Genomic DNA, 22,666 nt, shown 5'->3' on the forward strand with positions numbered 1-22,666 from the left:
GGCAACGATGGCCTTGGACTCATACATCCAGGTCACCTTGCCGGCTTCTTCAATGCGCAGGCACGGCACCTTCACCCGGCCGCCACCTTCCTGCAGGGCCTGGCGGTGCACCGGGTCATTCTTTGCATCGCGCAGCGCCACCGGCACATTCAGCCGGTGCAGGGTGCGGCGGGTCTTTACGCAGAACGGGCAGGCATGGAACTGGTACAGCGCCAGGCCCTTGGCCGCTTGCTCGACGCGGGCCTGGGCAGCGGCGTCGCGCTTGCGCTTGGCTGGGCGGCTGATCCAGTCACCGAACACGATGAGCTGGCCGAGGCCAACCCGCAGGGCTTTGACGATCATGGGCAACTCCTGAAATGCAAAAGCCGACCCGGCTGGGTCGGCTTGGGGTCAGCAGCCAATCACTTGATCAGGCTGAGGAACTCGCTGCGGGTGGCGGCGTTGTCGCGGAACTCACCCAGCATCACCGAGGTGATCATGGTCGAGTTCTGCTTTTCGACACCGCGCATCATCATGCACATGTGCTTGGCCTCGACCACCACGGCCACACCGGCGGCACCGGTGACCTGCTGCACGGCTTCGGCGATCTGGCGGCTGAGGTTTTCCTGGATCTGCAGGCGGCGGGCATACATGTCGACGATGCGCGCTACTTTCGACAGGCCCAGTACCTTGCCCTTGGGCAGGTAGGCCACGTGTGCCTTGCCGATGAACGGCAGCATGTGGTGTTCGCACATCGAATACAGCTCGATGTCCCGGACCAGCACCATTTCGCTGTTGTCAGAGCTGAACAGCGCGTTGTTGGTGACTTCTTCCAGTGTTTGCTCATAACCGCGGCAAAGGTACTTCATCGCCTTTGCAGCCCGCTTGGGCGTGTCGAGCAGGCCCTCACGGGAGACGTCCTCGCCAATCTGGCTGAGGATCTCGGTGTAGTTCTGTTCCAGGGACATGGATCTACCTGTGGGAAAAAATCGCAAAAACGAAGGTTACGGCGGTGAGGGCGGCGCTGCAAGCGCGGCGTTACTCGTCGCGGCCTTCGAGCATGGTTCGCTTGAGCATGACATACACCGCGCCGGTGCCGCCGTGGCGGGCGCTGCACGAGGCAAAACCGAGCACTTGCGGGTGCTGGCGCAGCCAGGTGTTGACGTGGCTTTTGATCATCGGGCGCTTGCCGTCCAGACGTGCCGCCTTGCCGTGGGTAACCCTTACGCAGCGCACTTCCAGTCTGGTGGCTTCGGCGATGAAGTCCCACAGGGTTTCGCGGGCCTTTTCCACGGTCATGCCGTGCAGGTCGAGGCTGCCCTCGAACGGGATCTGGCCCAGCTTCAGCTTGCGCAACTGGCCTTCCTGAACGCCGTCGCGGCGCCACATAAGCTCGTCTTCGGCGCCAACGTCGATGACGAACAGGTCGGACATACCGTCGATTACCAAGGCCTTGTCACTGCGCACGGTCGCTGCCTGGCGCAGACCGGCCAGCTTCTGGCGGTCGGCCTTGGGCTTGCCGACTTCGGCGCGGTCGTGGCGGATTGGCTTCACGCCACGCACTTCGGCCTTGAACAGGGAAAAATCGTCGTCTTGCATGATGCCTCCACGTGGGCGGCGTAGTTTACGCGACTGTGGGGCCGTGTGCAGCCTGTGCGGGCCCTATCGCCGGCAAGCCAGCGCCCACAGGTACTGCACAACACTCAGGCCTGTGGTAATCCTGTGAGAGCTGGCTTGCCGGCGATAGGGCCAGTGCAGGATTCAGTCGTGCTTTTTCATCAGGTGCGGCGACAGGTTCAATTCCCGCCCGCGACGCAAGCGAATACGGCTGCGCCGCCAGAAGCGCACCCCCAGCCACAGCAGCAACAAGCCAGCCACGGTAAGGATGCTGGACAGCGGCTTGTTGGTGTTGAGTTCTTGCAGGGCAGGGTAGTTGCCCAGCAAACCGGCGACGCCGGCCATGGCCAGCAGCACGCCCAGGGTCGCCAGCAGCGCCGACAGGCCGGCCGCCAGGCGGGCGCCCCAATTGCGCGGCTGGCGCGGGCGCAGGCGCTTGGCGTCGAAACTGCCTTTAAGCTTCATTCCGCTCTCCTCTGTGGATATCCGGAATTCGACCTGCCGCCGCCCATCGGGTTCCGCCCGGCTGCCGGGCGGTAGTGCCCAGCCGCTCAGATCAGGCTGGCGGTGGGGGCCACGCAAGCGAAGTTGTCAGCCATCACGGCCATTTCGCACTGGTGAATCTGCGCGGCCGGGATGACGCCATCCTTGAAGGCCAGGTCACGGGTTGCCGAGGCGTCTTCCACCAGGGTGCACCGGTAACCATAGTCCTTGGCGCGGCGCACGGTGGTGCTGACGCTGGAATGGCTCATGAAACCACAGACGATCAGGTCCAGGTGGCCCAGCGCCTGGAGCGTTTCGTGCAGTTGGGTGTTCTTGAATGCGTTGGGCATGCGTTTTTCGATGACGATTTCGCCTTCGAGCGGCTCCAGCCCCGGAATGAACTGGCCGGCAGGCCCCTGTGGGTCGAAGCGGCCACCGACAGTGCCCAGGTGGCGAACATGGATGATCGGACGGCCGCTTTTACGGGCGGCGTCGAGCAACCTGGCGATGTTGGCCACGGCCTCGTCCATGCCCGACAGCTGCAGGGGCCCACTGAGGTACTCCTTTTGTGCATCGATGATGATCAGGCTGGCGTGGCTCAGCTTGGCCGGCGGGTAGTCGCGGCCAGTGAGGCGGAACATCGTGGTTGGAACGGACATCAAGGGCTCCTTGGAAGGGCTTTTGTATACCTATTGTCCCCTGCCTTGACGCCAATGGGAATGGTTGACAACGCAAGCGGCGTGGTTACTGGCCTCTGGCTAGCCACTGGTCACGGCAAACGAACAAATGTGCGGGTGGGGCTGTTAGACTTTTGGCCGGTCTGAAATAGGAGTACCCCGTGATCACATCCCGTCTGCGCACGCTGCGCGACTACATCCGCTGGGCGGTCAGCCGCTTCCACGAGCACGACCTGTTCTTCGGCCACGGTGCCGACAACGCTTGGGACGAGGCCCGCATGCTGGTGCTGGGTGCTGCGCACCTGCCATGGGAGGTGGCCGACAGCTACCTGGACTGCATGCTCGAGGACGACGAGCGGGTACGCCTGCAGCATTTGCTCAAACGCCGGATCGAAGAGCGGGTGCCGGCTGCCTACCTGTTGGGCGAAGCGTGGTTCTGCGGCATGGCGTTCATCGTTGACGAGCGCGTGCTGGTGCCGCGCTCGCCCATTGGCGAGCTGATCGAAAAACGCTTCGAACCGTGGCTGGCGAGTGAGCCGGCACGCATTCTTGACCTGTGCACGGGGTCGGGCTGCATTGGTATCGTCGCCGCCGACGTGTTCCCCGAGGCAGAGGTGGTGCTGGCCGACCTGTCGTTCGAGGCCCTTGAAGTGGCCAACCAGAATATCGAGCGCCATGGCCTGGATGGCCGCGTGTATACCGTGCAGGGCGATGGTTTTGGCGGCTTGCCGGGGCAGCGTTTCGACCTGATCCTGTCCAACCCGCCGTACGTCGATGCCGAAGACTTCGACGACATGCCGGCCGAGTATCACCACGAGCCCGAACTGGGCCTGGCCTGCGGCAACGACGGCCTGGACCTGGTACGGCGCATGCTGGCCGAAGCGGCAGACCACCTGACCGACAAGGGCCTGCTGATTGTTGAAGTGGGCAACAGCCAGGTGCATGTCGAGGCGTTGTACCCAGAAGTGGACTTTGCCTGGCTGGAGTTCGAGCGTGGCGGGCATGGGGTGTTCATGCTCACCGCCGAGCAGTGCCGCCAGCATCAGGAGTTGTTCAAAGCCCGCGTTTAGGCTATTTGGGGCTGCTTTGCAGCCCATCGCGACACAAGGCCGCTCCCACAGAGAGCGCGCAATACCCTGTGGGAGCGGCCTTGTGTCGCGATGGGCCGCAAAGCGGCCCTAATATCCACCCGCTGGCGCGGTGTCAGCGGGTTGCTATCCAGATCAACAACCCCGCCTGAAACACCGCAAACGCCACCAGGCAGGTGATGGTAAAGCGCAGCCCGCTGTCCTCGCGGTGGTACTTGGCCACCCGTTCATCGCGCTCGCGCAGTTGCCCCTCCATCTCTTGCAACTGCTGGTCCGCCTGCTGCAGCAGGTTGGCGGCGTCCAGAATCTCCACTCGCTGCAGGCGCTCGTTGCTCCAGGCGGCCTTCAGCTGGCCTACGGTCATGTCCACGGTCCGGCCCTTCAGGTGCTGGCCGTCCTCGTACTCCACTTCGATCCCCACCCCGCGCAAGCATTGGTCACGGCGCAGGCGTGAGTCCTCGCTCAGGGCATCCTTGCTCGGCAGCGCCATGCCTGGCACCCGGTAGTGCGGCCACTTGCGCTGCAGCCATTGCGCGGCCTGGGCGAGCATGAAGCGGCCAATGCCACGGTTTACCGGTTCCAGTTGCAGGCCGTGTTCACTGCCAATGCGCACAAGGCGCTCGGTATGGTCTACGCGGATGTCCAGGCGGTTCTGCTCTTTGTGCACCTTTTGCCCAGGCAGCTGGATTTCCATGCGTAGCAAGCTGTGGGCCTTGTCGTGGCGCTCGGCATAGCCGAACTGCACAAAGCGTAGCGGCCGTGCGCCGGTGCTGCGGTCGGTGGGCAGCGCGGCCAGGCGCAGCAGCTGGAAGTGTTCTGTGGCCAGTTCTGCCCAAGGCAGGGCAGGGTTTTCCTGGGATTCTTCGGCCGGCTCTGCGGCGGCGGGGGCGGTAGTCATCAGGCTTGTCCTCGGCTATGCCTGCTGTATCGGCAGGCTTGCCGCGGACCTGAGCTCGTTTACCTCATGCCGAAGGCAAATGCTGGATGAACGTCACAATGCGCTCACCCAGCTCGCGCGCCAGCGGCAGCTCGGGGTTGAGGTAGCTGTCGCGCTGCTGGCTCATGTCCCTGGGGCTGATGCGCAGCATGTGGTTCATGCCGTCGATCAGCACAAGCTGCGCATCCGGCTTGGCCGCCTTGAGCCGTTCGGCGTCGGCCACGTCCACCTGCACGTCGTTGCGCCCCTGCACGATCAATGCGGGCATGGGCAGGCGGGCAAAGGCTGCCGCCGGGTTCTGCTGGAACAGCGAGATCAGGTAGGGCTGAACGCTGGGGCGGAACACCTGGCGCAGCGGCGCGGGTACTTCCAGGCTGGTTTGCCCGGCCTGCAGGCGGTCGAGCAGGGCGCTGCCACTGGCCAGTTGCGCCGGTGGCAGCCGCTTGGCCAGTTGCTCGCGCAGCACGTCGGCCAGCGGCCGGCCACTGCCGGCCAGGGTGATCACCGCGCTGGCGCCGGCCTGTTCTGCAGCCAGGCTTGCAATCAGCGCACCTTCGCTATGCCCAACCAGGATCAGCGGGCCGAAGCGCGGGTCAGCCTTGAGCTTGTGGCTCCAGGCGACCACATCGGCCACGTAGCGCTCCACGCTGAGGTTGCGCTCATCAGGCGTGGCCGGCTGGCTGGCAGCCACTCCACGCTTGTCGTAGCGCACGCTTGCAATGTGCTCGTTGGCCAGTAGCAAAGCCAGGCGTTTGAGGTTGTCGACCCGGCCCGACGCCGGGTTGTTGCCGTCGCGGTCGGTGGGGCCGGAGCCGGCGATAATCAGTACCACCGGCGGCGGGGAGGCCTGTTGCGGCAGCAGCAGGCTGCCGTGCAGCACGCCTTGGCCGGTGTCCAGGTCGATCGGGCGTTGCAGCACGGTGGGGGCAGCGGCCTGGGCCAGGCCGGTGCACAGCAGTAAGAGCAAGGCGACGAGGCGCGACATCATGCGGTACTACATGGGGAGATGCAGCTTTGACCCAATGTTTGCGGGAAGGTTCTCGGGTAGTGTGTTGCAGGATCGGCCCCATCGCTGGCTTGCCGGCGATAGGGCCAGTACAGACAACCAATCCATCTGTATACTGCCGCTTTCGTCCATTTCAGGCAGAACTCGCGGAGCGCCCATGTCCGGCAATACCTACGGCAAGCTGTTCACTGTCACCACCGCTGGCGAAAGCCATGGCCCGGCGTTGGTCGCCATTGTCGATGGATGCCCACCGGGCCTGGAAATTTCCCTGGCCGACCTGCAGCACGACCTCGACCGGCGCAAGCCTGGCACCAGCCGGCACACCACCCAGCGCCAGGAAGCCGATGAGGTGGAAATCCTCTCCGGCGTGTTCGAAGGCCGCACCACTGGCTGCTCGATCGGCTTGCTGATCCGCAACACCGACCAGAAGTCCAAGGACTACTCGGCCATCAAGGACCTGTTCCGTCCGGCCCACGCCGACTACACCTACCATCACAAATACGGCATCCGCGACTACCGCGGCGGTGGCCGCAGCTCGGCCCGCGAAACCGCCATGCGCGTGGCCGCTGGTGCCATTGCCAAGAAGTACCTGGCCACCCAGGGCATCACCGTACGTGGCTACATGAGCCAGCTGGGTCCGATTGAAATCCCGTTCAAGACCTGGGAATCGGTGGAGCAGAACGCCTTCTTCAGCCCCGACCCGGACAAGGTGCCGGAGCTGGAGGCCTACATGGACCAACTGCGCCGTGACCAGGACTCTGTAGGTGCCAAGATCACCGTGGTCGCCGAGGGTGTGATGCCTGGCCTGGGCGAGCCGATCTTCGACCGCCTCGATGCCGAGCTGGCCCATGCGCTGATGAGCATCAACGCGGTCAAAGGCGTGGAAATCGGCGCCGGCTTCGCCAGCGTGGCCCAGCGCGGTACCGAGCACCGTGACGAGCTGACCCCGCAAGGCTTCCTCAGCAATAACGCAGGTGGCATCCTGGGCGGCATTTCCTCGGGCCAGCCGATCGTTGCCCACCTGGCGCTGAAGCCGACTTCCAGCATCACCACCCCGGGTCGCTCGATCGACATTGACGGCAACCCGGTGGACGTCATCACCAAAGGCCGCCACGACCCGTGCGTGGGCATCCGCGCCACGCCGATCGCCGAGGCGATGATGGCCATCGCGCTGATGGACCACCTGCTGCGCCACCGCGCGCAGAATGCCGGTGTGAAGGTAACCACCCCGGTGCTGGGCCAGCTCTGACCGTGTTGCTTGCGCCGGCCCGCTCTTTGCAGCAGCAGCCTCGTGCTGCGAAAGGGCCGGTGCAGCTAGCACACATCTCTATGGCGACATCGGCCCTTTCGCAGCACAAGGCTGCGCCTACAGGGTGGTGCCGGTTCAGACGGTAAATCCATGCAACCCATCCCCTACTGGCGCCTGTCCAGCTTCTACCTGTTCTACTTCGCCCTGCTAGGCTCCACCGCCCCCTTCCTGGCCCTGTACTTCGACCACCTGGGCTTCTCCCCGGCGCGTATCGGCGAGCTGGTGGCCATTCCCATGCTGATGCGCTGCATCGCCCCCAACCTGTGGGGCTGGCTGGGCGACCGTACCGGCCAGCGCTTGTTGATCGTGCGCCTGGGCGCGTTGTCCACCCTGGCCACCTTCGCCCTGATCTTCTTCGGCAAAAGCTACGCGTGGCTGGCGCTGGTGATGGCCCTGCACGCGTTCTTCTGGCACGCGGTGCTGCCGCAGTTCGAGGTCATCACCCTGGCCCACCTGCAAGGGCAAACGTCGCGCTACAGCCAGGTGCGCCTGTGGGGCTCTATCGGCTTCATCCTCACGGTGGTTGGCCTGGGCCGCCTGTTCGAATGGCTGAGCCTGGACATCTACCCGGTGGCCCTGGTCACGATCATGGCCGGTATTGTCGCTGCCAGCCTGTGGGTGCCAAACGCCCAGCCGGTGGAGCAGGGCGAGCGCAAAGGCGCCGGCGGCTTCCTGCAGCAGTTGCGGGCCCCGGGGGTGGTCGCGTTCTACGCCTGCGTGGCGCTGATGCAGCTCAGCCATGGGCCGTACTACACCTTCCTTACCCTGCACCTGGAGCACCTGGGTTACAGCCGCAGTGCCATCGGCCTGCTGTGGGCGCTGGGGGTGGTGGCCGAAGTGCTGATGTTCATGGTGATGAGCCGGCTATTTGCGCGCTTCAGTGTGCAACGCGTTTTGCTGGTCAGCTTTTTGCTGGCGGCTTTGCGCTGGTTGCTGCTGGGCAACCTGGCCGAGGCACCGGCCGTGCTGATCTTCGCCCAGCTGCTGCACGCGGCCACCTTCGGTTGCTTTCACGCTGCCAGCATCGCGTTCGTCCAGGCCAGTTTCGGCGCCCGCCAGCAGGGCCAGGGCCAGGCGTTGTACGCGGCGCTGTCGGGCACCGGCGGTGCACTGGGGGCATTATATTCGGGCTACAGCTGGAAACTGCTGGGCCCCACCTTCACCTTTGGTATGGCCAGTGCCGCAGCCTTGGCTGCAGCCGTTATCATTGCCCTTTGTTCGCAACCGACCAGGACCCGCCCCTGATGAGCATTCTCAGCGTTTTTCACCCCGCCAGCCCGGAACTGCCGAACAAGGTGCTGACCCACCACGACGATATCGCCGCGACCCTTGCCGAGCAGGGCGTGCATTTTTCCCATTGCGAGCCTGGCCTGCGGGTGCGGCCTGGCACGGCCGACGGTGAGGCACTGGAGCTCAGCCGTGAGTATCTGGACCAGTTGATGACTGCACACGGCAGCAAAGCCTACGTGTTGTTGAACCGTGACGGTGAAGACGCGCTGCAAGTCGATGTGCGCGATGAGCATGTGCATGAGGCCGACGAGGTGTTTGCCGTGGTCAGCGGGCGGGCGCAGGTTGGCCTGCGGCTGGGCGACTGGGTGTATTCGGTGCTGTGCGAGAAGGGTGACCAGCTGGTAGTGCCGGCGGGAACACGGCGCTGGGTAGAGCTGGGCGCGACACCTTTTTGCCTGGCGTTGCGTTTGTATGGCAGCGAGCAGGGCGTGCAAGCGCGATTCACCGGGGATGTGACTGCGCGGGCGTTCATGGGGATTGACGAGCTTTAATTGCTGGGTAGGCCCTATCGCCGGCAAGCCAGCTCCCACAGGTTATGCGCAGGCCTTGAGGCCGACGTGGTCAATGTGGGGGCTGGCTTGCCGGCGATGGGGCCACTAGCAACACCACCAAGCTCAGCGATAGGTCGGCAGGGCAAACCGTTGCTGGCTCTGCAGCATGGTAATCACTGGCAACTCGCTGGCCTGTTCAGCCAGGTCACGGCGGATGGCGCTGATCGCCCAGGACAGTTGCTCTGCGTTGTGCAGCTGCGCATAGGTCAGCACCCGGCGGGTGACTTTGTTGTCAGCGGCACGCAGGGTCAACAGTACGCCGCCATCAGGGCGTGCCTGGGTGGTCACCTGATAGGCCGAAAATACCGAGACGAACTTTTGCTGGATGAGGTCCATATCAACTCCTGGCTAGTGTGGCAGACATGAGTTGATGATTGCAGCGACCGTGCCAGAACTTGATTTCAGAAAAAACCCAGTAAAAACAGTAACTTAATAGGTATTTGAAGAAGCGGTGCCGTGCAGGTTGCATGGTCGTGCATTTTGCACAGTGCATTTTGCACGGGCCCGGCTTTAGCTATTGGCCCTATAGAATCTGAACCTTTGACCACAATGGCGTGCCTGACAAACACTTGGGCAATCATTTATGCCAGGAGGTTCCCGATGTCCAGCCACACCGCGCCAGCCACAATGACCGACGACGAAACTGCTGCGTTCGCCGAGCAAGTGTTCGAACGTGCCCGCCAGGGGGATGCTGAAATGCTTGGTCGCCTGCTTGCCAGCGGCCTGCCGGCCAACCTGCGTAACCACAAAGGCGATACCCTGCTGATGCTGGCCAGCTACCACGGCCACCACGACGCGGTGCGCGTGCTCCTGGCGCAGGGCGCCGACCCGCTGATTGCCAACGACAACGGCCAGTTGCCGATTGCCGGTGCCGCGTTCAAGGGGGATTTGGCGATGATCCGCCTGCTGCTGGAGCACGGCGTGCCAGTCGATGCCGCGGCGCAGGACGGCCGCACCGCATTAATGCTGGCGGCCATGTTCAACCGCAGCGAAATCCTCGAGTACCTGTTGGCCCAAGGCGCCGACCCGACTCGCCAGGATGCCCGCGGCGCCACCGCGCTGATGGCCGCGCAAACCATGGGCGCGGTGGACACAGCCGCACGCTTGCAAACGCTGGCCGGCTAACCGCCCGGGGGCATTTGCGGCTATCCTTGGCGACTTTTCACCCGTCGCAGGCCCCCTTTCATGAAAACTCAGTTGCTCGAATTCATCAGCCTCATTGGCGCCGGCTGCATGCGTGAGGCCGACATCGAGCGCATCGCCGACGAGGCCGCCCAGGCCTACGCCGACCCGGCCGCTTTCCTGGCCGCCAACCCCGACATCAACTACGACGACAGCTTCCCCATCCCGCTGGGCGAATGGGTGGTGCTGGGCAGCTTGCCGGACACCGTAGTGTTCCAGGCTGACAGCTATCAGGACCTGTTCCAGCAGATCAGCGACTCGTTCGACAGCAGCGTGCCGTTCACCCTCAAGCCCAAGCAACTGGCCCGCACCGAGCCACTGACCGCGCTCAACCGCATTCAGGTGCAGATGGGCGCACTGAACAAAGAAGCCGGTGGTTATGTGTTGCTGAACTTCAGCCAGTTGCTGGATGACGAGCTGCAGGTGGTGATGGTGGGGCAGAACGACCTGGCGCGCGTGCTGGAACTGGGTGCAGCGCTGGGCATCAAGGTCGAGCCGGCCCTGGAAGCCCTGAAAGTCGCCGTGCACATCTGATTTCGTCGTTTGCCTCTTCGCGGGCAAGCCCGCGAAGAGGCCGGCACAGGCAACCGCAAAACCTCAGCCCAGCGCGGTATCCAGAAACATCATCACGCCGAAGCCACCCATCAACCCAAGGGTTGCCGCCGTCTGGTGCCCATTGCGGTGGGTTTCGGGGATGACCTCGTGGCTCACCACAAAGATCATCGCCCCCGCCGCCAGCCCCATGCTGATCGGGTAGGCGAGGGCAAAGCCGGTCGAAATCCCCAGCCCGATCACCGCCCCCAGCGGCTCCATCAGCCCAGACCCTATCGCCACCAGCGCGGCTTTCATGTTCGAAAGCCCGGTAGCGCGCAGGGCCAGCGCCACGGCCAGCCCCTCAGGGATGTCCTGGATGGCGATGGCGCTGGTCAGCGGCAGGCCGATGTTCATGTCGCCATTGGCGAAGCTCACGCCAATCGCCATGCCTTCGGGCAGGTTGTGCAACGTGATCGCCAGCACGAACAGCCATACCCGGCTGATACGCTCGGCCTCGGGGCCGCATGGGCCGGTGCTTTCGTGCTCGTGCGGGGTGAACCGGTCCAGGCCCAGCATCAGCAATACGCCCAGCGCCATGCCCAGCACTACGGTAAAGGCCGCAGCCGGGCCGTTGCCGGTGATCTCGCGGGCGGCGTCCAGGCCCGGCAGAATCAGTGAAAACGAACTGGCCGCCAGCATCATGCCGGCGGCAAAGCCAAGCATCACGTCCTGGGTGCGGGCGCTGACATCGCGCAGCACTACCGCCAGCACTGCACCCAACGCGGTGGCGCCAAAGCCGGACAACCCGCCTAGCACGGCCAGGTGCAGGTTATCGGCATGGTCGCCGTTCACCGCGTTCCAGAAGCTGGCCACCAGCAGTGCGATCACTGCCAGCAGGCTCAGCCCCAGGCCGGCGCTGAGCCAAGGGGTGTGGGCCACCTGCTGACGCCAGGCGTGCAGCAGTGAAAGTGGGGCGGCGCTTTGGCTGTGTGCGGGGGGCATGCGAACCTCGAATCAGTTATTGCAGTCAGTCTACTCAGGGACCTGTGCCAACGGCCAAGGATTCCCTTCTATTGGTGCGATAGCTGGCTATGCTGTGCAGCAAAGCCTCTGCACAGGAGTTTAGGCATGGGGTCTACCTTCAACAGCCTCGTCGGGCTGATCATTCTGGCGCTGGATATCTGGGCCATCCTCAATGTCATCAAGAGTGGCAGCGAGGTGGGTGTCAAAGTGTTGTGGATCTTGCTGATCGCACTGTTGCCGGTGGTAGGGCTGGTGATCTGGGCAATTGCCGGGCCGCGGGGGAACGTGCGCATCTGAACGCCTGTGCCGGCCTTTTCGCGGGCTCGCCCGCTCCCACAGGTACTGCGCCGCTCTCAAGAGTTGTGGGGCTCCTGTGGGAGCGGGCAAGCCCGCGAAGAGGCCGGCACAGACAAAAGCCGCAACATCCCAGTGACAAAATTTTCACATTGGTTTAAACAGAATCCGCACCCGCACAATGCTGCGTTGGTCTAGCGCCATCGCCTCTTCGCAAACCGCAATCCTAGGACCTCCCCATTCATGGCTAACACGGACGCCTTGAAGCAACAGGGCGCGCGAACGTCGTTTTCGCCGACCCTGAAATCCCACCTGGCCTACACGCTGCTCAGCGGGCTGGTGATCATGCTGATGCTCAGCCTGGTGCGCCTGGCGCTGCTGGTCTACAACAGCGACATGATCGGTGATACCCCGTATTCCACCGTTGCCGAAGGCTTCCTCAACGGCTTGCGCTTCGACCTGCGCGTGGTGGTGTACCTCAGCATCCCGCTGCTGCTGGCCATCCTAAGCCCTTGGGCCATGGCCCGGCGTGGGGTGTTCCGCTTCTGGCTGACCCTTGCCTCGAGCGTGGTAATGTTCCTCGGCCTGATGGAGATGGACTTCTACCGCGAGTTCCACCAGCGCCTTAACGGCCTGGTGTTCCAGTACATCAAGGAAGACCCGAAAACCGTCATGAGCATGCTCTGGTACGGTTTCCCGGTGGTGCGCTACCTGCTGGCCTGGGCCTTCGGTACCTGGCTGCTGAGCCTGCTGTTCAAGGGCATCGACCGCGCGACCCGTGGCGAAGGCCTGCACCGGGTTGCCCCATGGTACAACCGCCTGGCGGTGTTCATGGTGATTCTGCTGGTGGCCGTGGTCGCTGCCCGTGGCACCCTGCGCCAAGGCCCACCAATGCGCTGGGGTGATGCGTTTACCACTGACTCCAACTTCGTCAACCAGTTAGGCCTGAACGGCACCCTGACCCTGATCGACGCTGCCAAGAGCCGCTTCGGCGAAGACCGCGCCAACATCTGGAAGCCGGTACTGGAGCAGAACGTGGCCACGCAAAGCGTGCGCGAGCAACTGCTGACGGCACACGACACCCTGGTCGATGCCGACGAGGCTGCCATCCGCCGCGACTTCGTGCCGCCGGTCGAGCGCACCCTGCCGATCAAGAACGTGGTGGTGATCCTGATGGAAAGCTTCGCCGGCCACTCGGTAGGCGCACTGGGCAGCCCCAACAACATTACCCCGTACTTCGACAAGCTGGCCAAAGAAGGCCTGCTGTTCGACCGCTTCTTCTCCAACGGCACCCATACCCATCAAGGTATGTTCGCCACCATGGCCTGCTTCCCCAACCTGCCAGGCTTCGAATACCTTATGCAGACCCCGGAAGGCGGCCACAAGCTGTCGGGCCTGCCGGCACTGTTGAGCGCCCGTGATTACGACGACGTGTACGTCTACAACGGCGATTTTGCCTGGGACAACCAGTCCGGGTTCTTCGGCAACCAGGGCATGACCACCTTCATTGGCCGTAACGACTTCGTCAACCCGGTGTTCTCCGACCCGACCTGGGGCGTGTCCGACCAGGACATGTTCGACCGCGGCAACGAGGAGCTGGCCAAGCACGACGGCAAGAAACCGATCTACGCGCTGCTGCAGACGCTTTCCAACCACACCCCATACGCGCTGCCCAAAGACCTGCCGGTCGAGAAGGTCACCGGGCAAGGCCGCCTGGACGAGCACCTCACTGCCATGCGCTATTCGGACTGGGCGCTGGGCCAGTTCTTCGAGAAGGCGCGTAAAGAGCCATACTTCAAGGAAACCCTGTTCGTCATCGTCGGCGACCATGGCTTTGGCAACCACCAGCAAGTCACCGAACTGGACCTGGGCCGTTTCAACGTGCCGCTGCTGCTGATTGCCCCGGGCATTCAGGAGAAGTTTGGTGCGGTGAACCACACCGTGGGCACCCAGGTCGACATCGTGCCGACCATCATGGGCCGCCTGGGTGGCAAGGCCCGCCACCAGTGCTGGGGGCGTGATCTGCTCAACCTGCCTGAGGGTGACCAGGGCGTGGGCATGATCAAGCCGTCGGGCAGCGAGCAGATCGTCGGCCTGGTGCAAGGCGACCGCATCCTGATCGAGTCCAAGGACATGACCCCGCGCATGTACCGCTATCAGTTGGGCAGCGAGTTCAAGGCCGAACTGATTGAAAGCCCGGACCAGCCAGAAATGCTGAAAAAGCTGGAAGCGTATATCCAGACGGCGACCAAGAGCCTGCTGGATAACACCGCCGGTGTCGTGCACGGCACGCCGAAGTAAGGCTGCAAAAGGGGCCGCTTTGCGGCCCTTTCGCGGGGCAAGCCCGCTCCCACAGGGATATCATCGCAATCCCGCCGTTGATATCTCTGTGGGAGCGGGCTTGCCCCACGAAGAGGCCCTTACAGACTGAACATTCTCCCGGCCCCAAGGTCAGTTGATCAGGCATCACACCGTGGTGTATCTGGATTGGGAGGACTTGTTCAATGAAAGAGTGGGAAGTCATCTTTGCCGATCAAAAAGGCGAACCGTCCACCCTGATGCTGCGGACCGAGCACCGTCCCAGCGAGGAGGAAGCCGCGCGGGCCATCCGTTCGCAGCTGTTCCCGGTGATGGACGAGCTGGACCTCAACGACTTCCAGGACCGCACCATTTCCCCGACCGCCCGCTGGCTCAAGGAGCATAGCGGGGTGACCATCACCAGTATTCACGAAGCGCCCTGACCCACACGTTTGCGTGGTGCCTGTTCAAGCGCTACGATGATGAAAGGTGCCTGCCATTCTGCGGGTAGGCGCCGTTTCAATTCGCGTCTTGCATCAGCTCGAACTGCTCGGCCATTGATTGCCGGCAGGTGCGTAGTGCACGGAAAGTCTATCCATTGCGTTATTCAGGAGGACGATTCATGAGCAGCCAGAACGACGATATCAGCAGCAACGTCCTGCGCCAGATGAAGGCAGGCGGTTTCGACTTCACCCAGATCCACCCCATCGAGTTCTATGCCGTATTCCCCGATGAAGCAGGTGCCCGCCGCGCCGCCGGGCAGTTTCGTGGCGAATCGCTCAATGCCCAGGTGAAAGAGCTGGGCGACGGTGCCTGGCACCTGGAACTGAGCAAGGTCATGTATGCGACCTATGGCGGGATTGGCGACTTTGAAGAGGCGTTCGAGCAGTTGGTGACACCTTATGGGGGGGAGGTGGAAGGGTGGGGAGTCAAGCACGAACGGCAGACTGCCTGAAGGTTTTCCGTTGCCTTCTTCGCGGGTGAAGCCGCGAAGAAGCCCTCAAGGCTTGCGCCCAGCCATATGCCCCAGATAAGCCAGCAACGCATCCAGGTCTTGTTCACTCAGCACGTTTTCAGCAAACCCCGGCATCTTTGCCTGCGGCCACTGCCTTAGGCTTTGCGGGTTGCGAATCAATTGGCGTAGATAACCCGGCTGGAAATACTCGGTCGGGTTGTGCGGCATGTTCAAATCCGGCCCCATTTGCGCATCCCCCGCACCGTTAAGGCGGTGGCACGCCATGCAGTTCTGCTGAAACAAGGCAAAGCCCTGGCGCACCGGGCTATCGGCTGGCAACTTCGGATCGGGCAGCAAGGCCGGGAAGCGCGTCTCGACAGCGTCCAGTTTACGAAGGGTGGAAATCTGGAACGGCCACTGCTCCGGGCGAATGCCGCTCGCTTGCGGCTGAGTCCACACCAGGTAGAACGGCCCCGCGCTGGGTTTGCCCTTGCCTAATGCCGGCCACGGTTTGTCGGGGTCCTCTATGGCCAACCAGGCCCGTGCCGGCCCTTGCTGCAGCAGCGGTGCGGCGGGCATTTCGGCGGCAAAGCCATCCCGTGCCACGGCCTGCAGGTGATCAGCGGGGCTTACGCCTTCCAGCAGCGTGGCCAATGGCACCGCCCGATAGTGCATGGGGCGTTTGTATGACACATCCTGATCGACGCTGATATCCCGGGCCTGCGGGTGGCCGAGCAGTTCGGCGCTGCTCCACTGGCGCGCGCTGGCGCCCAGCTCAAGGTGCAGTTGCGCCGCCGACAGCGGCAGGCTCAGAAACAACGCAAACAGTGCAAGGCAGTGGCGCATGGGTAATCTCCGACCATCAAGGCCGGCAGGTTACCTGTGCACTGCCCGTTGGCGCCACCGCCAGGGTCAGCCGAACAAACGTGTCAGGTTCGGCAATATCAACAGCAATGTCGTGGCAAAGAGAATGAGCCCAGCTTGGCGAATTTTTGATTGTCTGAACATGGCGGACCGCCTTCTTGTTGTTATTCCTGAATACCCGTTGGCTTCCTTGTCGCGCTTCGGGTCGATCACAGTGGCGACGCTTGGCGCCTGAACTGCATGCCTCTTGAAAGTGGATATACATCCAACAGTAGGGTGTGTGTGATGCATGTTTGAGAACCCTTTGTTCTAATTGTGTGGTTCATTGATTTCAGTTAGCTATGAGGCCATGTGCCATCTGGCTGGCATGCTCTGACTAGACAGGGGCGCAAGCACAAAGCGGGTACCGACGAAATGTGACCGTTCGTCAGTGCAGCCTACTTGCTTGTACGTGTCTTTCGCGTCAGTCTCTACAGCAGATTCCCACCCATGTCGTTCAGGACTACCCCTATGTCGTTACGCATCTGCATCCTTGAAACCGATGTCCTGCGACCGGAGTTGACGGCGCAGTACCAGGGCTACGGCAGGATGTTCGAGCAGCTTTTCTCGCGTCAGCCGATTGCCGCCGAATTTCGTGTCTACAACGTGATGCACGGCGACTATCCCGCCGAGAATGAAGTGTTCGATGCCTACCTTGTGACGGGCAGCAAGGCCGATTCGTTCGGTACAGATGCCTGGATCCAGACGCTCAAGGCCTACTTGCTGAAGCTTTACGAGCGTGGCGAGAAGCTGCTGGGGGTGTGTTTTGGCCATCAGTTGCTGGCGCTGACCTTGGGTGGCAAGGCCGAGCGGGCGGAGAAGGGCTGGGGCGTGGGCATCCATCGCTACTCGCTGGCGGCCCATGCGCCGTGGATGGACCCGGAGGTGTCGGAGCTGACCTTGCTGATCAGCCACCAGGACCAGGTGACCGAACTGCCGGAAGGCGCCACGGTGATTGCTTCAAGCGATTTCTGCCCGAATGCGGCGTACCACATCCGCGACCAGGTGCTGTGCTTCCAGGGCCACCCGGAGTTCGTGCACGACTATTCACGCGCGCTGCTGGATGCCCGCCAGGAATACCTGGGGGATGAGGTGTACCACAAGGCGGTGGCCAGCCTGGCCACCGAGCACCAGGGCGACCTGGTGGGGGAGTGGATGATGCGCTTTATCCAGCAGCCGGTGAGCAAGCATAACGCGGCGTAGTGGCGGGGGCCGCAAAGCGGCCCCGGCAATCTCAGAGCCAGCCAGACTTCTTGAAGCTGGCAAACAACCCCGTACATCCCAGCACGATCACCCCCAGTACCCCGAAGTATCCATAGTGCCACCCCAGCTCCGGCATGTTCTGGAAGTTCATCCCGTAAATCCCCGCAATCGCTGTAGGGAACGCCAGAATCGCCGCCCAGGCCGCGAATTTGCGTTGCACGATGCTCTGCCGTGACGACTCCAGCAGCATGCCGATCTCGATGGTCTGGCTGGCGATGTCGCGGATGCCGGCCAGGTCTTCCATCTGCCGGGTCACGTGAATCTGCACATCACGAAAATACGGGCGCATGTTCTTGTCGATAAACGGAAAGCTCAGGCGCTGCAACTCCTCGCTCACTTCCACCATCGGCGCCACATAGCGGCGCAGGCGCAGGATGTCGCGGCGCAGGCTGTGCAGGCGGCGGATGTCATCCTCCTGCAACGAACCGCCGAGCACGCTTTGCTCCAACTCCTCGATTTCACCATGAATGGCCTCGCTGACCGGCTGGTAGTTCTCGGTGACGAAGTCGAGCAGGGCGTACAGCACAAAATCTTCACCGTGCTCCAGCAGCAGCGGCCGCGCCTCGCAGCGCTGGCGCACCAGGGCATAGGATTTGGAGTGGCCATTGCGGCACGTGATGATGTAGCCGTTGCCGGCAAAGATATGCGTTTCGATGAACTCCAGCTTGCCTTCATGGCGCACTGGCGAGTAGGTGACGATGAACAGCGCGTCGCCGAAGGTTTCCAGTTTGGGCCGGCTGTGCTTTTCCAGGGCGTCTTCGATGGCCAGCTCGTGCAGGTTGAACTGGCATTGCAGGTTGGCCAGTTCCTCGGCGTTGGGCTCTTCCAGGCCAATCCACACAAAGTGCCCCGGCTTGCGCGCCCACTCGCTGCCTTCGTCGATGCTGATGTTGGTGACCTTTCTGCCGGCGCTGTACACCGCCGATGCCACGACTCGACCCATGGTTGCCTGCTTATTCCGGTTGAACACGGGGTACAGCTTGGGCCGTACCCGGCCCAAGAGCAACCGGCTTCAGGCCAGCTCGTGTTCCATGCGGTCGATGCATTGCTGCATCTGCACCCGGCACTGCTCGATCAGCGCCGGGATGTCCCGTTGGGTCATGCCGGCGGTTGTAATGGGCGGCAGCGAACGGACGACTACCGTGCGCTGGCGCCAGCTGTTCAGGCCCATGCGTTTGGCATAGCGGCTGACGCATACCGGCACAATCGGCACGCCGGCCTCGATGGCCATGTGAAAAGCGCCTTTCTTGAATGCCAGCAAGTGTTCACCAGGGTTGCGTGTGCCTTCGGGGAACACCCAGATCGAGGTATCGTCCTGCAGCACGCGGGTGGTTTTCTGCAGGGCCTTGCGTGCCTGGTAGCTGTTCTTGCGGTCGATCAGCACGTTGCCGCCCAGCCAGAACAGCTGGCCGAACAACGGAACCCAGCCCAGGCTTTTTTTGCCGATGGCAACGGTGCGTCGTGGCACGACCTGGCCGAGCACGAACAGGTCGAAGTTGGATTGGTGGTTGGCGATGATCACGCAACCGGGGGGCTGATCCCATAGCGGGCCGACCTCGGCCTTGACCTTGATGCGCAGCAGTCTGGTGGCCGGGCGGCTGTAGAGGTGGGCGAATATGCGGCTGTTGTCGGGGTTGAAGGGGCGGCACAGGCCGATGACCAGGCCCACGACGCCAACCACAAGGAAATGCAGCGCCAGCAGAAGCATGCGCAAGGAATAAAGCATGGTACGACTCACACCAGACAGTCGCCGGGGAGTGTACGGATGTGCACTGGTTCGGGCAAACCTTGTTGCTGCGCCTTGCTGACGGTGGCAGCAGGCTTGCCCCGCGAACACCGGCGGAGCCGGTGCCGTGCAACGCGTTGCCTGCTTCGCGGGGCAAGCCCGCTCCCACAGAGGCCGGTGGGCCTAGCCCATATGCTGCTGGTCCAGCTCGATCGCCTTGTCCAGGGCCTCCAGCAGGCCTTTACGCACTTTCAGCTTGGTGTTCTTGTGCGCCAGCATGTTCAGCTTCTTCAATTCACGCGCCGCCGCCAGTGCCGCTTCCTGCAACTGCTCGGCCGGCACCACTTTGTCGAGGAAGCCGGCATCGACCGCCGCGTGTGGGTCGAATACCTCGGCATTGATCACCGAGCGGTGGAAGGCTGAGCGGCGCAGGCGGTCGCGGGCCAGTTCGATACCGGCATGGTGCATGGTCATGCCGATCTGCACTTCGTTCAGGCACACCTTGTACGGGCCTTCGACGCCAATGCGGTAATCGGCCGACAGCAGCAGGAAAGCGCCCTTGGCCACGGCATTGCCCGGGCAGGCGACCACCACCGGGAACGGGTGCGACAGCAGGCGGCGGGCGAGGGTAGAGCCGGCGGTGACGAGGCTGATTGCCTCTTGCGGGCCGCTGGTCATCACCTTGAGGTCGTAACCACCCGACAGGATGCCTGGCTGCCCGGTGATGATCACCACTGCGCGCGCTTCGATCGCGCGGTCGAGCGCGGCGTTGAAGGCGGTGATGACGTCCGGCGAGATGGCGTTGACCTTGCCGTTGTTCAGGGTCAGGGTGGCGATGCCGTCTTCGGCGTGGTAGGTAATCAGCTCGCTCATGGCAGAGTCCTTTTGTTGGCGTGGCGACGACGTTACCCAGCGCCAGAGGCCAGGTAAAGCAGCAAGGCTGACTGGTCGGTCAGCGTTCACCGCGTGCCAAATGCAAATACATGAAAAATTTGAAAAAAGTGCTTGCCAAAGGGAATGTCTTTCACTAAATTAGCGCACCTCGACGGGCCGCAAGGCTTGAAGAGAAACGGTGAAGTGTCCGAGTGGTCGAAGGAGCACGCCTGGAAAGTGTGTATACGAGAAATCGTATCAAGGGTTCAAATCCCTTCTTCACCGCCACATTCTACGAAGAGCCCCCGCGCTGAAAAGCACGGGGGCTTTTTGTATTTGGGCCTTTGGGGCTGCTTTGCAGCCCATCGCGACGCAAGGCCGCTCCTACAGGGGACCGCGTTCACCTGAGATTCACGCGGTCCCCTGTAGGAGCGGCCTTGCGTCGCGATGGGCCGCAAAGCGGCCCCAAGATCTTAAAAGCTGACCGAAGCCGAAAGCCGAGCGGTACGTGGCGCCCCCTGGAACAGGTAGTTATCCCCCAGATAGTCCCCCACATCGCGCCAATAGCGTTTGTCGAACACGTTATCCACGGTCAGGCGCAGCACCGTGTCATACCCGCCAATGCGCGTACGATACCGGCTCCCTACATCGAACACGGTGTACCCGCCAACCTCCACATTGCCCGCCTGGCTCGCATACTTGCTGGCGCTGTAGCGCGCCCCGCCCAACAGGGCCAGCCCCGGTACCGGCAGTGTGTATTGCGCGTGCAGTGCTGCGCGGAACCTGGGCACATTGATTGCCTGATGGCCTTCATAGGCATCGGTACCGCTGTTTTTCACCCGCGCACGAATGGCTGCGGCGCTGGCCTGTACCTGCAAGTTGCGGGTTACCCAGCCGCTGGCACCCAGCTCCAGGCCGGTGTTTTTCTGCTGGCCTTGCTGCACGTAGGTGAAGTTGCCAGCACCGTCCGGGCGTGCGTACTGGTAGGCCTGGCGGATCTGGAACAGCGCGGCGCTGAGGCTCAGGCCTTGCCAGTCGTGCTTGAGGCCCAGTTCCAGTTGGTGTGAGGTTGTGGGGGCGACGATTTCGGCAGCGTTGCTGGCAAACCAGGGTGCCGTGCCGCCGGCAGACAGGCCCTTGGCGTAGCTGGCGTATACCGTGGTATCTGGCTGCGGCTTGTAGATAAGTGCAGCATTGGGCAGCAACTCATATTGGCGGGTATGGCGCCCGGCAACACCGTTCTCGTCCCAGGTCTTTTCATCCAGGCGCACTTCACGGGCGCCCAGCACGGTCTGCCACTGTTCGTTGAAGCTGATGCGGTCGCTGACGAACAGGCCGTACTGACGGCTGTCCAGGCGGCGTTCGCTGGCGCCGACAGCTTTGTCGGACGGGTCGAAGGCGGGGGCGCCGGTGTAGATGTTGCCGGTACCCAGCCACTCGTTGTAGTACGGCCGTTGATCCAGCGTGCGCCGCTGCGCGCTGGTGCCCACGGTCAGTTCATGCCCCACGCCCAGCGCATCGAAGTGCCCGTTGAGCATGGCCTGTGCTTCATCGGTGCGGCGGGTGTCGTCGGGGCTGCGGAAGTCGTAGATGTCGTAGTCGCCATTGCTGGCAAAGAACGCGCCTTCGCTCGAACCCCAGGCAAACGCGCTGTAATCGTCGATCACCACCTTGCTGCGCGAGGCACTCAAGGTGCCGGTCCAGGCCTCGTTGAAGCGGTACTCGAAGCGCCCGCCCAGGTTCAGCGAGTCGTTCTGCACGGGTTTGGCCCAGTGCTGGTACGCCAAACGATCGTCCGGGTCGATGCCATGAGGCACTGCGGTGCCGCCCAGCAGTTGGTAACCCGGCACCGAGCGCTGTTCGCGGTGCTGGTATTCGGCATCCAGTTGCAGGGTGGCATCCGGGTTGATCTGCCAGTCGAAGGCCAGCGAGGCGAAGTCACGCTTGCCATCCGCATGGTCGACATACGAGCGGATGTCCTCATGGGCCAGGTTGGCACGCAGGCCGAACTGTTTTTCGCTGCCGAACCAGCCACCCAGGTCGGTGGCCAGGTAGCGTTCGCCCTGTGTGTTGGTCGACAGCGTGACGCTACGCACATCCTCGGCGCGCTTGGTCACGTAGTTGACCAGGCCACCCGGCTCTGAAACGCCGCTTTGCAGCCCGGACAGGCCCTTTAGCAACTCGACTTGCTGTTTGTTTTCCAGGGCCACGTTCTGCTCGCCGGCAATGGTCTGGCCGTTGATACGGTAGCTGCTGGCGGCGTTAAGCTCGAAGCCCCTCACGTTGAAGTTTTCGTAGTAGCCGATGGGGGCATAGCTTTCGCCAACCGAGGCGTCGCTTTGCAGCACTTCGCTTAGCTGGCGCACCTGCCGGTCTTCAAGCAGTTGCTGGCTGAAAACGCTGATGGCGGCAGGGGTATCAAGCAAGGGCGCGGGCTGGAAGCCGCCCACTGCGGCCTGGTGTGCCCGATAGCCGTCGTCGCCGTAGGTGTCGGACACCTGCAGCGGGGCCAGCACCACGCTGTTTTCGGCGAGCACATGGGGGCAATGCAGGGCCAGGCCCAGGCTGAGCAGGCTCAGGGGCAGGCGGGGGTGACGCGGGGGTGCATGCGTTTTTGGCCATGGCGCGGGATCGCTCGATTGAAGTCCGAGCAAGCGACATTGAGGTGCCAAACCTTA

Annotated in this window: 25 protein-coding genes and 1 tRNA gene; 12 read left to right on the forward strand and 14 right to left on the reverse strand. The window is 62.9% G+C overall.

Going from position 1 to position 22,666, the window contains the following annotated elements; translation table 11 throughout:
* The 5 genes from ACK1VC_RS27255 to ACK1VC_RS27275 form a co-directional block, all read right to left on the reverse strand.
* On the reverse strand, positions 1–342 hold a 342-nt coding region (locus tag ACK1VC_RS27255), incomplete at its 3' end, for a glutaredoxin (protein ID WP_449118159.1).
* Positions 343–401: 59 nt separating this feature from the next.
* Complete coding sequence (gene folE, locus ACK1VC_RS27260; RefSeq protein ID WP_003252789.1) at positions 402–947, reverse strand: GTP cyclohydrolase I FolE; 546 nt, start codon at positions 945–947, stop codon at positions 402–404.
* A gap of 70 nt (positions 948–1,017) precedes the next feature.
* Positions 1,018–1,578 (reverse strand): Smr/MutS family protein, encoded by a 561-nt coding sequence (locus tag ACK1VC_RS27265; RefSeq protein ID WP_060518466.1) that lies wholly within the window; start codon positions 1,576–1,578, stop codon positions 1,018–1,020.
* A 162-nt stretch (positions 1,579–1,740) separates the two neighbouring features.
* Positions 1,741–2,061: a hypothetical protein gene (locus tag ACK1VC_RS27270; RefSeq protein WP_016485411.1), complete on the reverse strand. Its 321-nt coding sequence runs from the start codon at positions 2,059–2,061 to the stop codon at positions 1,741–1,743.
* An 86-nt stretch (positions 2,062–2,147) separates the two neighbouring features.
* Positions 2,148–2,738, reverse strand: coding sequence for a cysteine hydrolase family protein (locus tag ACK1VC_RS27275; protein ID WP_012271080.1), 591 nt, complete (start codon positions 2,736–2,738; stop codon positions 2,148–2,150).
* 179 nt (positions 2,739–2,917) lie between these two features.
* On the opposite strand from ACK1VC_RS27275, the gene prmB reads away from it, so the two are divergent.
* Positions 2,918–3,826: a 50S ribosomal protein L3 N(5)-glutamine methyltransferase gene (prmB, locus tag ACK1VC_RS27280; protein ID WP_191087374.1), complete on the forward strand. Its 909-nt coding sequence runs from the start codon at positions 2,918–2,920 to the stop codon at positions 3,824–3,826.
* Positions 3,827–3,959: 133 nt separating this feature from the next.
* On the opposite strand, the gene ACK1VC_RS27285 is transcribed toward prmB, so the two are convergent.
* Both ACK1VC_RS27285 and ACK1VC_RS27290 read right to left on the reverse strand, forming a co-directional pair.
* Positions 3,960–4,742 (reverse strand): hypothetical protein, encoded by a 783-nt coding sequence (locus ACK1VC_RS27285; RefSeq protein ID WP_016485413.1) that lies wholly within the window; start codon positions 4,740–4,742, stop codon positions 3,960–3,962.
* A 64-nt stretch (positions 4,743–4,806) separates the two neighbouring features.
* Positions 4,807–5,769, reverse strand: a complete 963-nt coding sequence (locus tag ACK1VC_RS27290) for an alpha/beta hydrolase (RefSeq protein ID WP_016485414.1) — start codon at positions 5,767–5,769, stop codon at positions 4,807–4,809.
* A 175-nt stretch (positions 5,770–5,944) separates the two neighbouring features.
* On the opposite strand from ACK1VC_RS27290, the gene aroC reads away from it, so the two are divergent.
* The 3 genes from aroC (at position 5,945) to ACK1VC_RS27305 (ending at position 8,877) form a co-directional block, all read left to right on the forward strand.
* Positions 5,945–7,036 carry a chorismate synthase gene (gene aroC / locus ACK1VC_RS27295; protein ID WP_191087375.1) on the forward strand — a complete coding sequence of 364 codons (1,092 nt, stop codon included), beginning with the start codon at positions 5,945–5,947 and terminating at the stop codon, positions 7,034–7,036.
* A 150-nt stretch (positions 7,037–7,186) separates the two neighbouring features.
* Positions 7,187–8,341, forward strand: a complete 1,155-nt coding sequence (locus ACK1VC_RS27300) for an MFS transporter (RefSeq protein ID WP_191087376.1) — start codon at positions 7,187–7,189, stop codon at positions 8,339–8,341.
* Positions 8,341–8,877 (forward strand): oxidase, encoded by a 537-nt coding sequence (locus ACK1VC_RS27305; protein ID WP_191087377.1) that lies wholly within the window; start codon positions 8,341–8,343, stop codon positions 8,875–8,877. The genes ACK1VC_RS27300 and ACK1VC_RS27305 overlap by 1 nt, the downstream gene beginning before the upstream one ends.
* A 123-nt stretch (positions 8,878–9,000) precedes the next feature.
* On the opposite strand, the gene ACK1VC_RS27310 is transcribed toward ACK1VC_RS27305, so the two are convergent.
* The gene (locus tag ACK1VC_RS27310; RefSeq protein WP_016485418.1) at positions 9,001–9,273 is read right to left on the reverse strand and encodes a DUF3509 domain-containing protein; all 273 of its coding nucleotides are present in this window, start codon (positions 9,271–9,273) and stop codon (positions 9,001–9,003) included.
* Between the two features lie 264 nt (positions 9,274–9,537).
* Here ACK1VC_RS27310 and ACK1VC_RS27315 point away from each other — a divergent pair, with 264 nt between their 5' ends.
* Both ACK1VC_RS27315 and ACK1VC_RS27320 read left to right on the forward strand, forming a co-directional pair.
* Entirely contained in the window at positions 9,538–10,062 is a 525-nt protein-coding gene (locus ACK1VC_RS27315; protein ID WP_016485419.1) for an ankyrin repeat domain-containing protein, read from the forward strand.
* 60 nt (positions 10,063–10,122) lie between these two features.
* The gene (locus ACK1VC_RS27320; RefSeq protein ID WP_016485420.1) at positions 10,123–10,653 is read left to right on the forward strand and encodes a hypothetical protein; all 531 of its coding nucleotides are present in this window, start codon (positions 10,123–10,125) and stop codon (positions 10,651–10,653) included.
* 63 nt (positions 10,654–10,716) lie between these two features.
* On the opposite strand, the gene ACK1VC_RS27325 is transcribed toward ACK1VC_RS27320, so the two are convergent.
* Positions 10,717–11,655, reverse strand: coding sequence for a ZIP family metal transporter (locus tag ACK1VC_RS27325; protein ID WP_016485421.1), 939 nt, complete (start codon positions 11,653–11,655; stop codon positions 10,717–10,719).
* A 126-nt stretch (positions 11,656–11,781) separates the two neighbouring features.
* Between ACK1VC_RS27325 and ACK1VC_RS27330 the strand changes: the two genes are divergently transcribed.
* The 4 genes from ACK1VC_RS27330 to ACK1VC_RS27345 all read left to right on the forward strand — a co-directional run bounded on the left by ACK1VC_RS27330 (position 11,782) and on the right by ACK1VC_RS27345 (position 15,223).
* Positions 11,782–11,973 carry a PLDc N-terminal domain-containing protein gene (locus ACK1VC_RS27330; protein WP_016485422.1) on the forward strand — a complete coding sequence of 64 codons (192 nt, stop codon included), beginning with the start codon at positions 11,782–11,784 and terminating at the stop codon, positions 11,971–11,973.
* 240 nt (positions 11,974–12,213) lie between these two features.
* The gene (locus ACK1VC_RS27335; protein WP_060518463.1) at positions 12,214–14,271 is read left to right on the forward strand and encodes an LTA synthase family protein; all 2,058 of its coding nucleotides are present in this window, start codon (positions 12,214–12,216) and stop codon (positions 14,269–14,271) included.
* 203 nt (positions 14,272–14,474) lie between these two features.
* Positions 14,475–14,711, forward strand: coding sequence for a hypothetical protein (locus ACK1VC_RS27340; protein ID WP_016485424.1), 237 nt, complete (start codon positions 14,475–14,477; stop codon positions 14,709–14,711).
* A gap of 179 nt (positions 14,712–14,890) precedes the next feature.
* Positions 14,891–15,223: a ribonuclease E inhibitor RraB gene (locus ACK1VC_RS27345; RefSeq protein ID WP_016485425.1), complete on the forward strand. Its 333-nt coding sequence runs from the start codon at positions 14,891–14,893 to the stop codon at positions 15,221–15,223.
* A 45-nt stretch (positions 15,224–15,268) separates the two neighbouring features.
* Here the strand turns inward: ACK1VC_RS27345 and ACK1VC_RS27350 are convergent, their stop codons facing one another.
* Positions 15,269–16,069, reverse strand: coding sequence for a cytochrome c (locus ACK1VC_RS27350; RefSeq protein WP_102689859.1), 801 nt, complete (start codon positions 16,067–16,069; stop codon positions 15,269–15,271).
* A gap of 528 nt (positions 16,070–16,597) precedes the next feature.
* Here ACK1VC_RS27350 and ACK1VC_RS27355 point away from each other — a divergent pair.
* Positions 16,598–17,329 carry an amidotransferase gene (locus ACK1VC_RS27355; protein WP_102667991.1) on the forward strand — a complete coding sequence of 244 codons (732 nt, stop codon included), beginning with the start codon at positions 16,598–16,600 and terminating at the stop codon, positions 17,327–17,329.
* Between the two features lie 31 nt (positions 17,330–17,360).
* Here the strand turns inward: ACK1VC_RS27355 and ACK1VC_RS27360 are convergent, their stop codons facing one another.
* The 3 genes from ACK1VC_RS27360 to ACK1VC_RS27370 all read right to left on the reverse strand — a co-directional run bounded on the left by ACK1VC_RS27360 (position 17,361) and on the right by ACK1VC_RS27370 (position 19,988).
* Positions 17,361–18,332, reverse strand: a complete 972-nt coding sequence (locus ACK1VC_RS27360; RefSeq protein WP_024717731.1) for a magnesium and cobalt transport protein CorA — start codon at positions 18,330–18,332, stop codon at positions 17,361–17,363.
* A 69-nt stretch (positions 18,333–18,401) separates the two neighbouring features.
* Positions 18,402–19,115 carry a lysophospholipid acyltransferase family protein gene (locus tag ACK1VC_RS27365; RefSeq protein WP_016485429.1) on the reverse strand — a complete coding sequence of 238 codons (714 nt, stop codon included), beginning with the start codon at positions 19,113–19,115 and terminating at the stop codon, positions 18,402–18,404.
* Between the two features lie 183 nt (positions 19,116–19,298).
* Positions 19,299–19,988, reverse strand: coding sequence for a crotonase/enoyl-CoA hydratase family protein (locus tag ACK1VC_RS27370; RefSeq protein WP_016485430.1), 690 nt, complete (start codon positions 19,986–19,988; stop codon positions 19,299–19,301).
* A 198-nt stretch (positions 19,989–20,186) separates the two neighbouring features.
* Between ACK1VC_RS27370 and ACK1VC_RS27375 the strand changes: the two genes are divergently transcribed.
* A tRNA-Ser gene (locus tag ACK1VC_RS27375) sits at positions 20,187–20,276 on the forward strand.
* 185 nt (positions 20,277–20,461) lie between these two features.
* Here the strand turns inward: ACK1VC_RS27375 and ACK1VC_RS27380 are convergent.
* Positions 20,462–22,642: a TonB-dependent siderophore receptor gene (locus ACK1VC_RS27380; RefSeq protein WP_449118160.1), complete on the reverse strand. Its 2,181-nt coding sequence runs from the start codon at positions 22,640–22,642 to the stop codon at positions 20,462–20,464.
* Positions 22,643–22,666: the final 24 nt, after the last annotated feature.

This window comes from Pseudomonas sp. XP2 (assembly GCF_053557975.1).

What these genes read in the sequence shown, in the direction of transcription:
- ACK1VC_RS27350 (WP_102689859.1), bottom strand. Translation starts at nt 16,069, where the DNA reads ATGCGCCACTGCCTTGCACTGTTTGCGTTGTTTCTGAGCCTGCCGCTG.
- ACK1VC_RS27360 (WP_024717731.1), bottom strand. Translation starts at nt 18,332, where the DNA reads ATGGGTCGAGTCGTGGCATCGGCGGTGTACAGCGCCGGCAGAAAGGTC.
- ACK1VC_RS27320 (WP_016485420.1), top strand. Translation starts at nt 10,123, where the DNA reads ATGAAAACTCAGTTGCTCGAATTCATCAGCCTCATTGGCGCCGGCTGC.
- ACK1VC_RS27305 (WP_191087377.1), top strand. Translation starts at nt 8,341, where the DNA reads ATGAGCATTCTCAGCGTTTTTCACCCCGCCAGCCCGGAACTGCCGAAC.
- ACK1VC_RS27265 (WP_060518466.1), bottom strand. Translation starts at nt 1,578, where the DNA reads ATGCAAGACGACGATTTTTCCCTGTTCAAGGCCGAAGTGCGTGGCGTG.
- ACK1VC_RS27345 (WP_016485425.1), top strand. Translation starts at nt 14,891, where the DNA reads ATGAGCAGCCAGAACGACGATATCAGCAGCAACGTCCTGCGCCAGATG.
- ACK1VC_RS27340 (WP_016485424.1), top strand. Translation starts at nt 14,475, where the DNA reads ATGAAAGAGTGGGAAGTCATCTTTGCCGATCAAAAAGGCGAACCGTCC.
- ACK1VC_RS27370 (WP_016485430.1), bottom strand. Translation starts at nt 19,988, where the DNA reads ATGAGCGAGCTGATTACCTACCACGCCGAAGACGGCATCGCCACCCTG.
- ACK1VC_RS27290 (WP_016485414.1), bottom strand. Translation starts at nt 5,769, where the DNA reads ATGATGTCGCGCCTCGTCGCCTTGCTCTTACTGCTGTGCACCGGCCTG.
- aroC (WP_191087375.1), top strand. Translation starts at nt 5,945, where the DNA reads ATGTCCGGCAATACCTACGGCAAGCTGTTCACTGTCACCACCGCTGGC.
- ACK1VC_RS27325 (WP_016485421.1), bottom strand. Translation starts at nt 11,655, where the DNA reads ATGCCCCCCGCACACAGCCAAAGCGCCGCCCCACTTTCACTGCTGCAC.
- ACK1VC_RS27335 (WP_060518463.1), top strand. Translation starts at nt 12,214, where the DNA reads ATGGCTAACACGGACGCCTTGAAGCAACAGGGCGCGCGAACGTCGTTT.
- ACK1VC_RS27355 (WP_102667991.1), top strand. Translation starts at nt 16,598, where the DNA reads ATGTCGTTACGCATCTGCATCCTTGAAACCGATGTCCTGCGACCGGAG.
- ACK1VC_RS27365 (WP_016485429.1), bottom strand. Translation starts at nt 19,115, where the DNA reads ATGCTTTATTCCTTGCGCATGCTTCTGCTGGCGCTGCATTTCCTTGTG.
- ACK1VC_RS27275 (WP_012271080.1), bottom strand. Translation starts at nt 2,738, where the DNA reads ATGTCCGTTCCAACCACGATGTTCCGCCTCACTGGCCGCGACTACCCG.
- ACK1VC_RS27315 (WP_016485419.1), top strand. Translation starts at nt 9,538, where the DNA reads ATGTCCAGCCACACCGCGCCAGCCACAATGACCGACGACGAAACTGCT.
- ACK1VC_RS27300 (WP_191087376.1), top strand. Translation starts at nt 7,187, where the DNA reads ATGCAACCCATCCCCTACTGGCGCCTGTCCAGCTTCTACCTGTTCTAC.
- ACK1VC_RS27285 (WP_016485413.1), bottom strand. Translation starts at nt 4,742, where the DNA reads ATGACTACCGCCCCCGCCGCCGCAGAGCCGGCCGAAGAATCCCAGGAA.
- ACK1VC_RS27330 (WP_016485422.1), top strand. Translation starts at nt 11,782, where the DNA reads ATGGGGTCTACCTTCAACAGCCTCGTCGGGCTGATCATTCTGGCGCTG.
- ACK1VC_RS27270 (WP_016485411.1), bottom strand. Translation starts at nt 2,061, where the DNA reads ATGAAGCTTAAAGGCAGTTTCGACGCCAAGCGCCTGCGCCCGCGCCAG.
- folE (WP_003252789.1), bottom strand. Translation starts at nt 947, where the DNA reads ATGTCCCTGGAACAGAACTACACCGAGATCCTCAGCCAGATTGGCGAG.
- ACK1VC_RS27310 (WP_016485418.1), bottom strand. Translation starts at nt 9,273, where the DNA reads ATGGACCTCATCCAGCAAAAGTTCGTCTCGGTATTTTCGGCCTATCAG.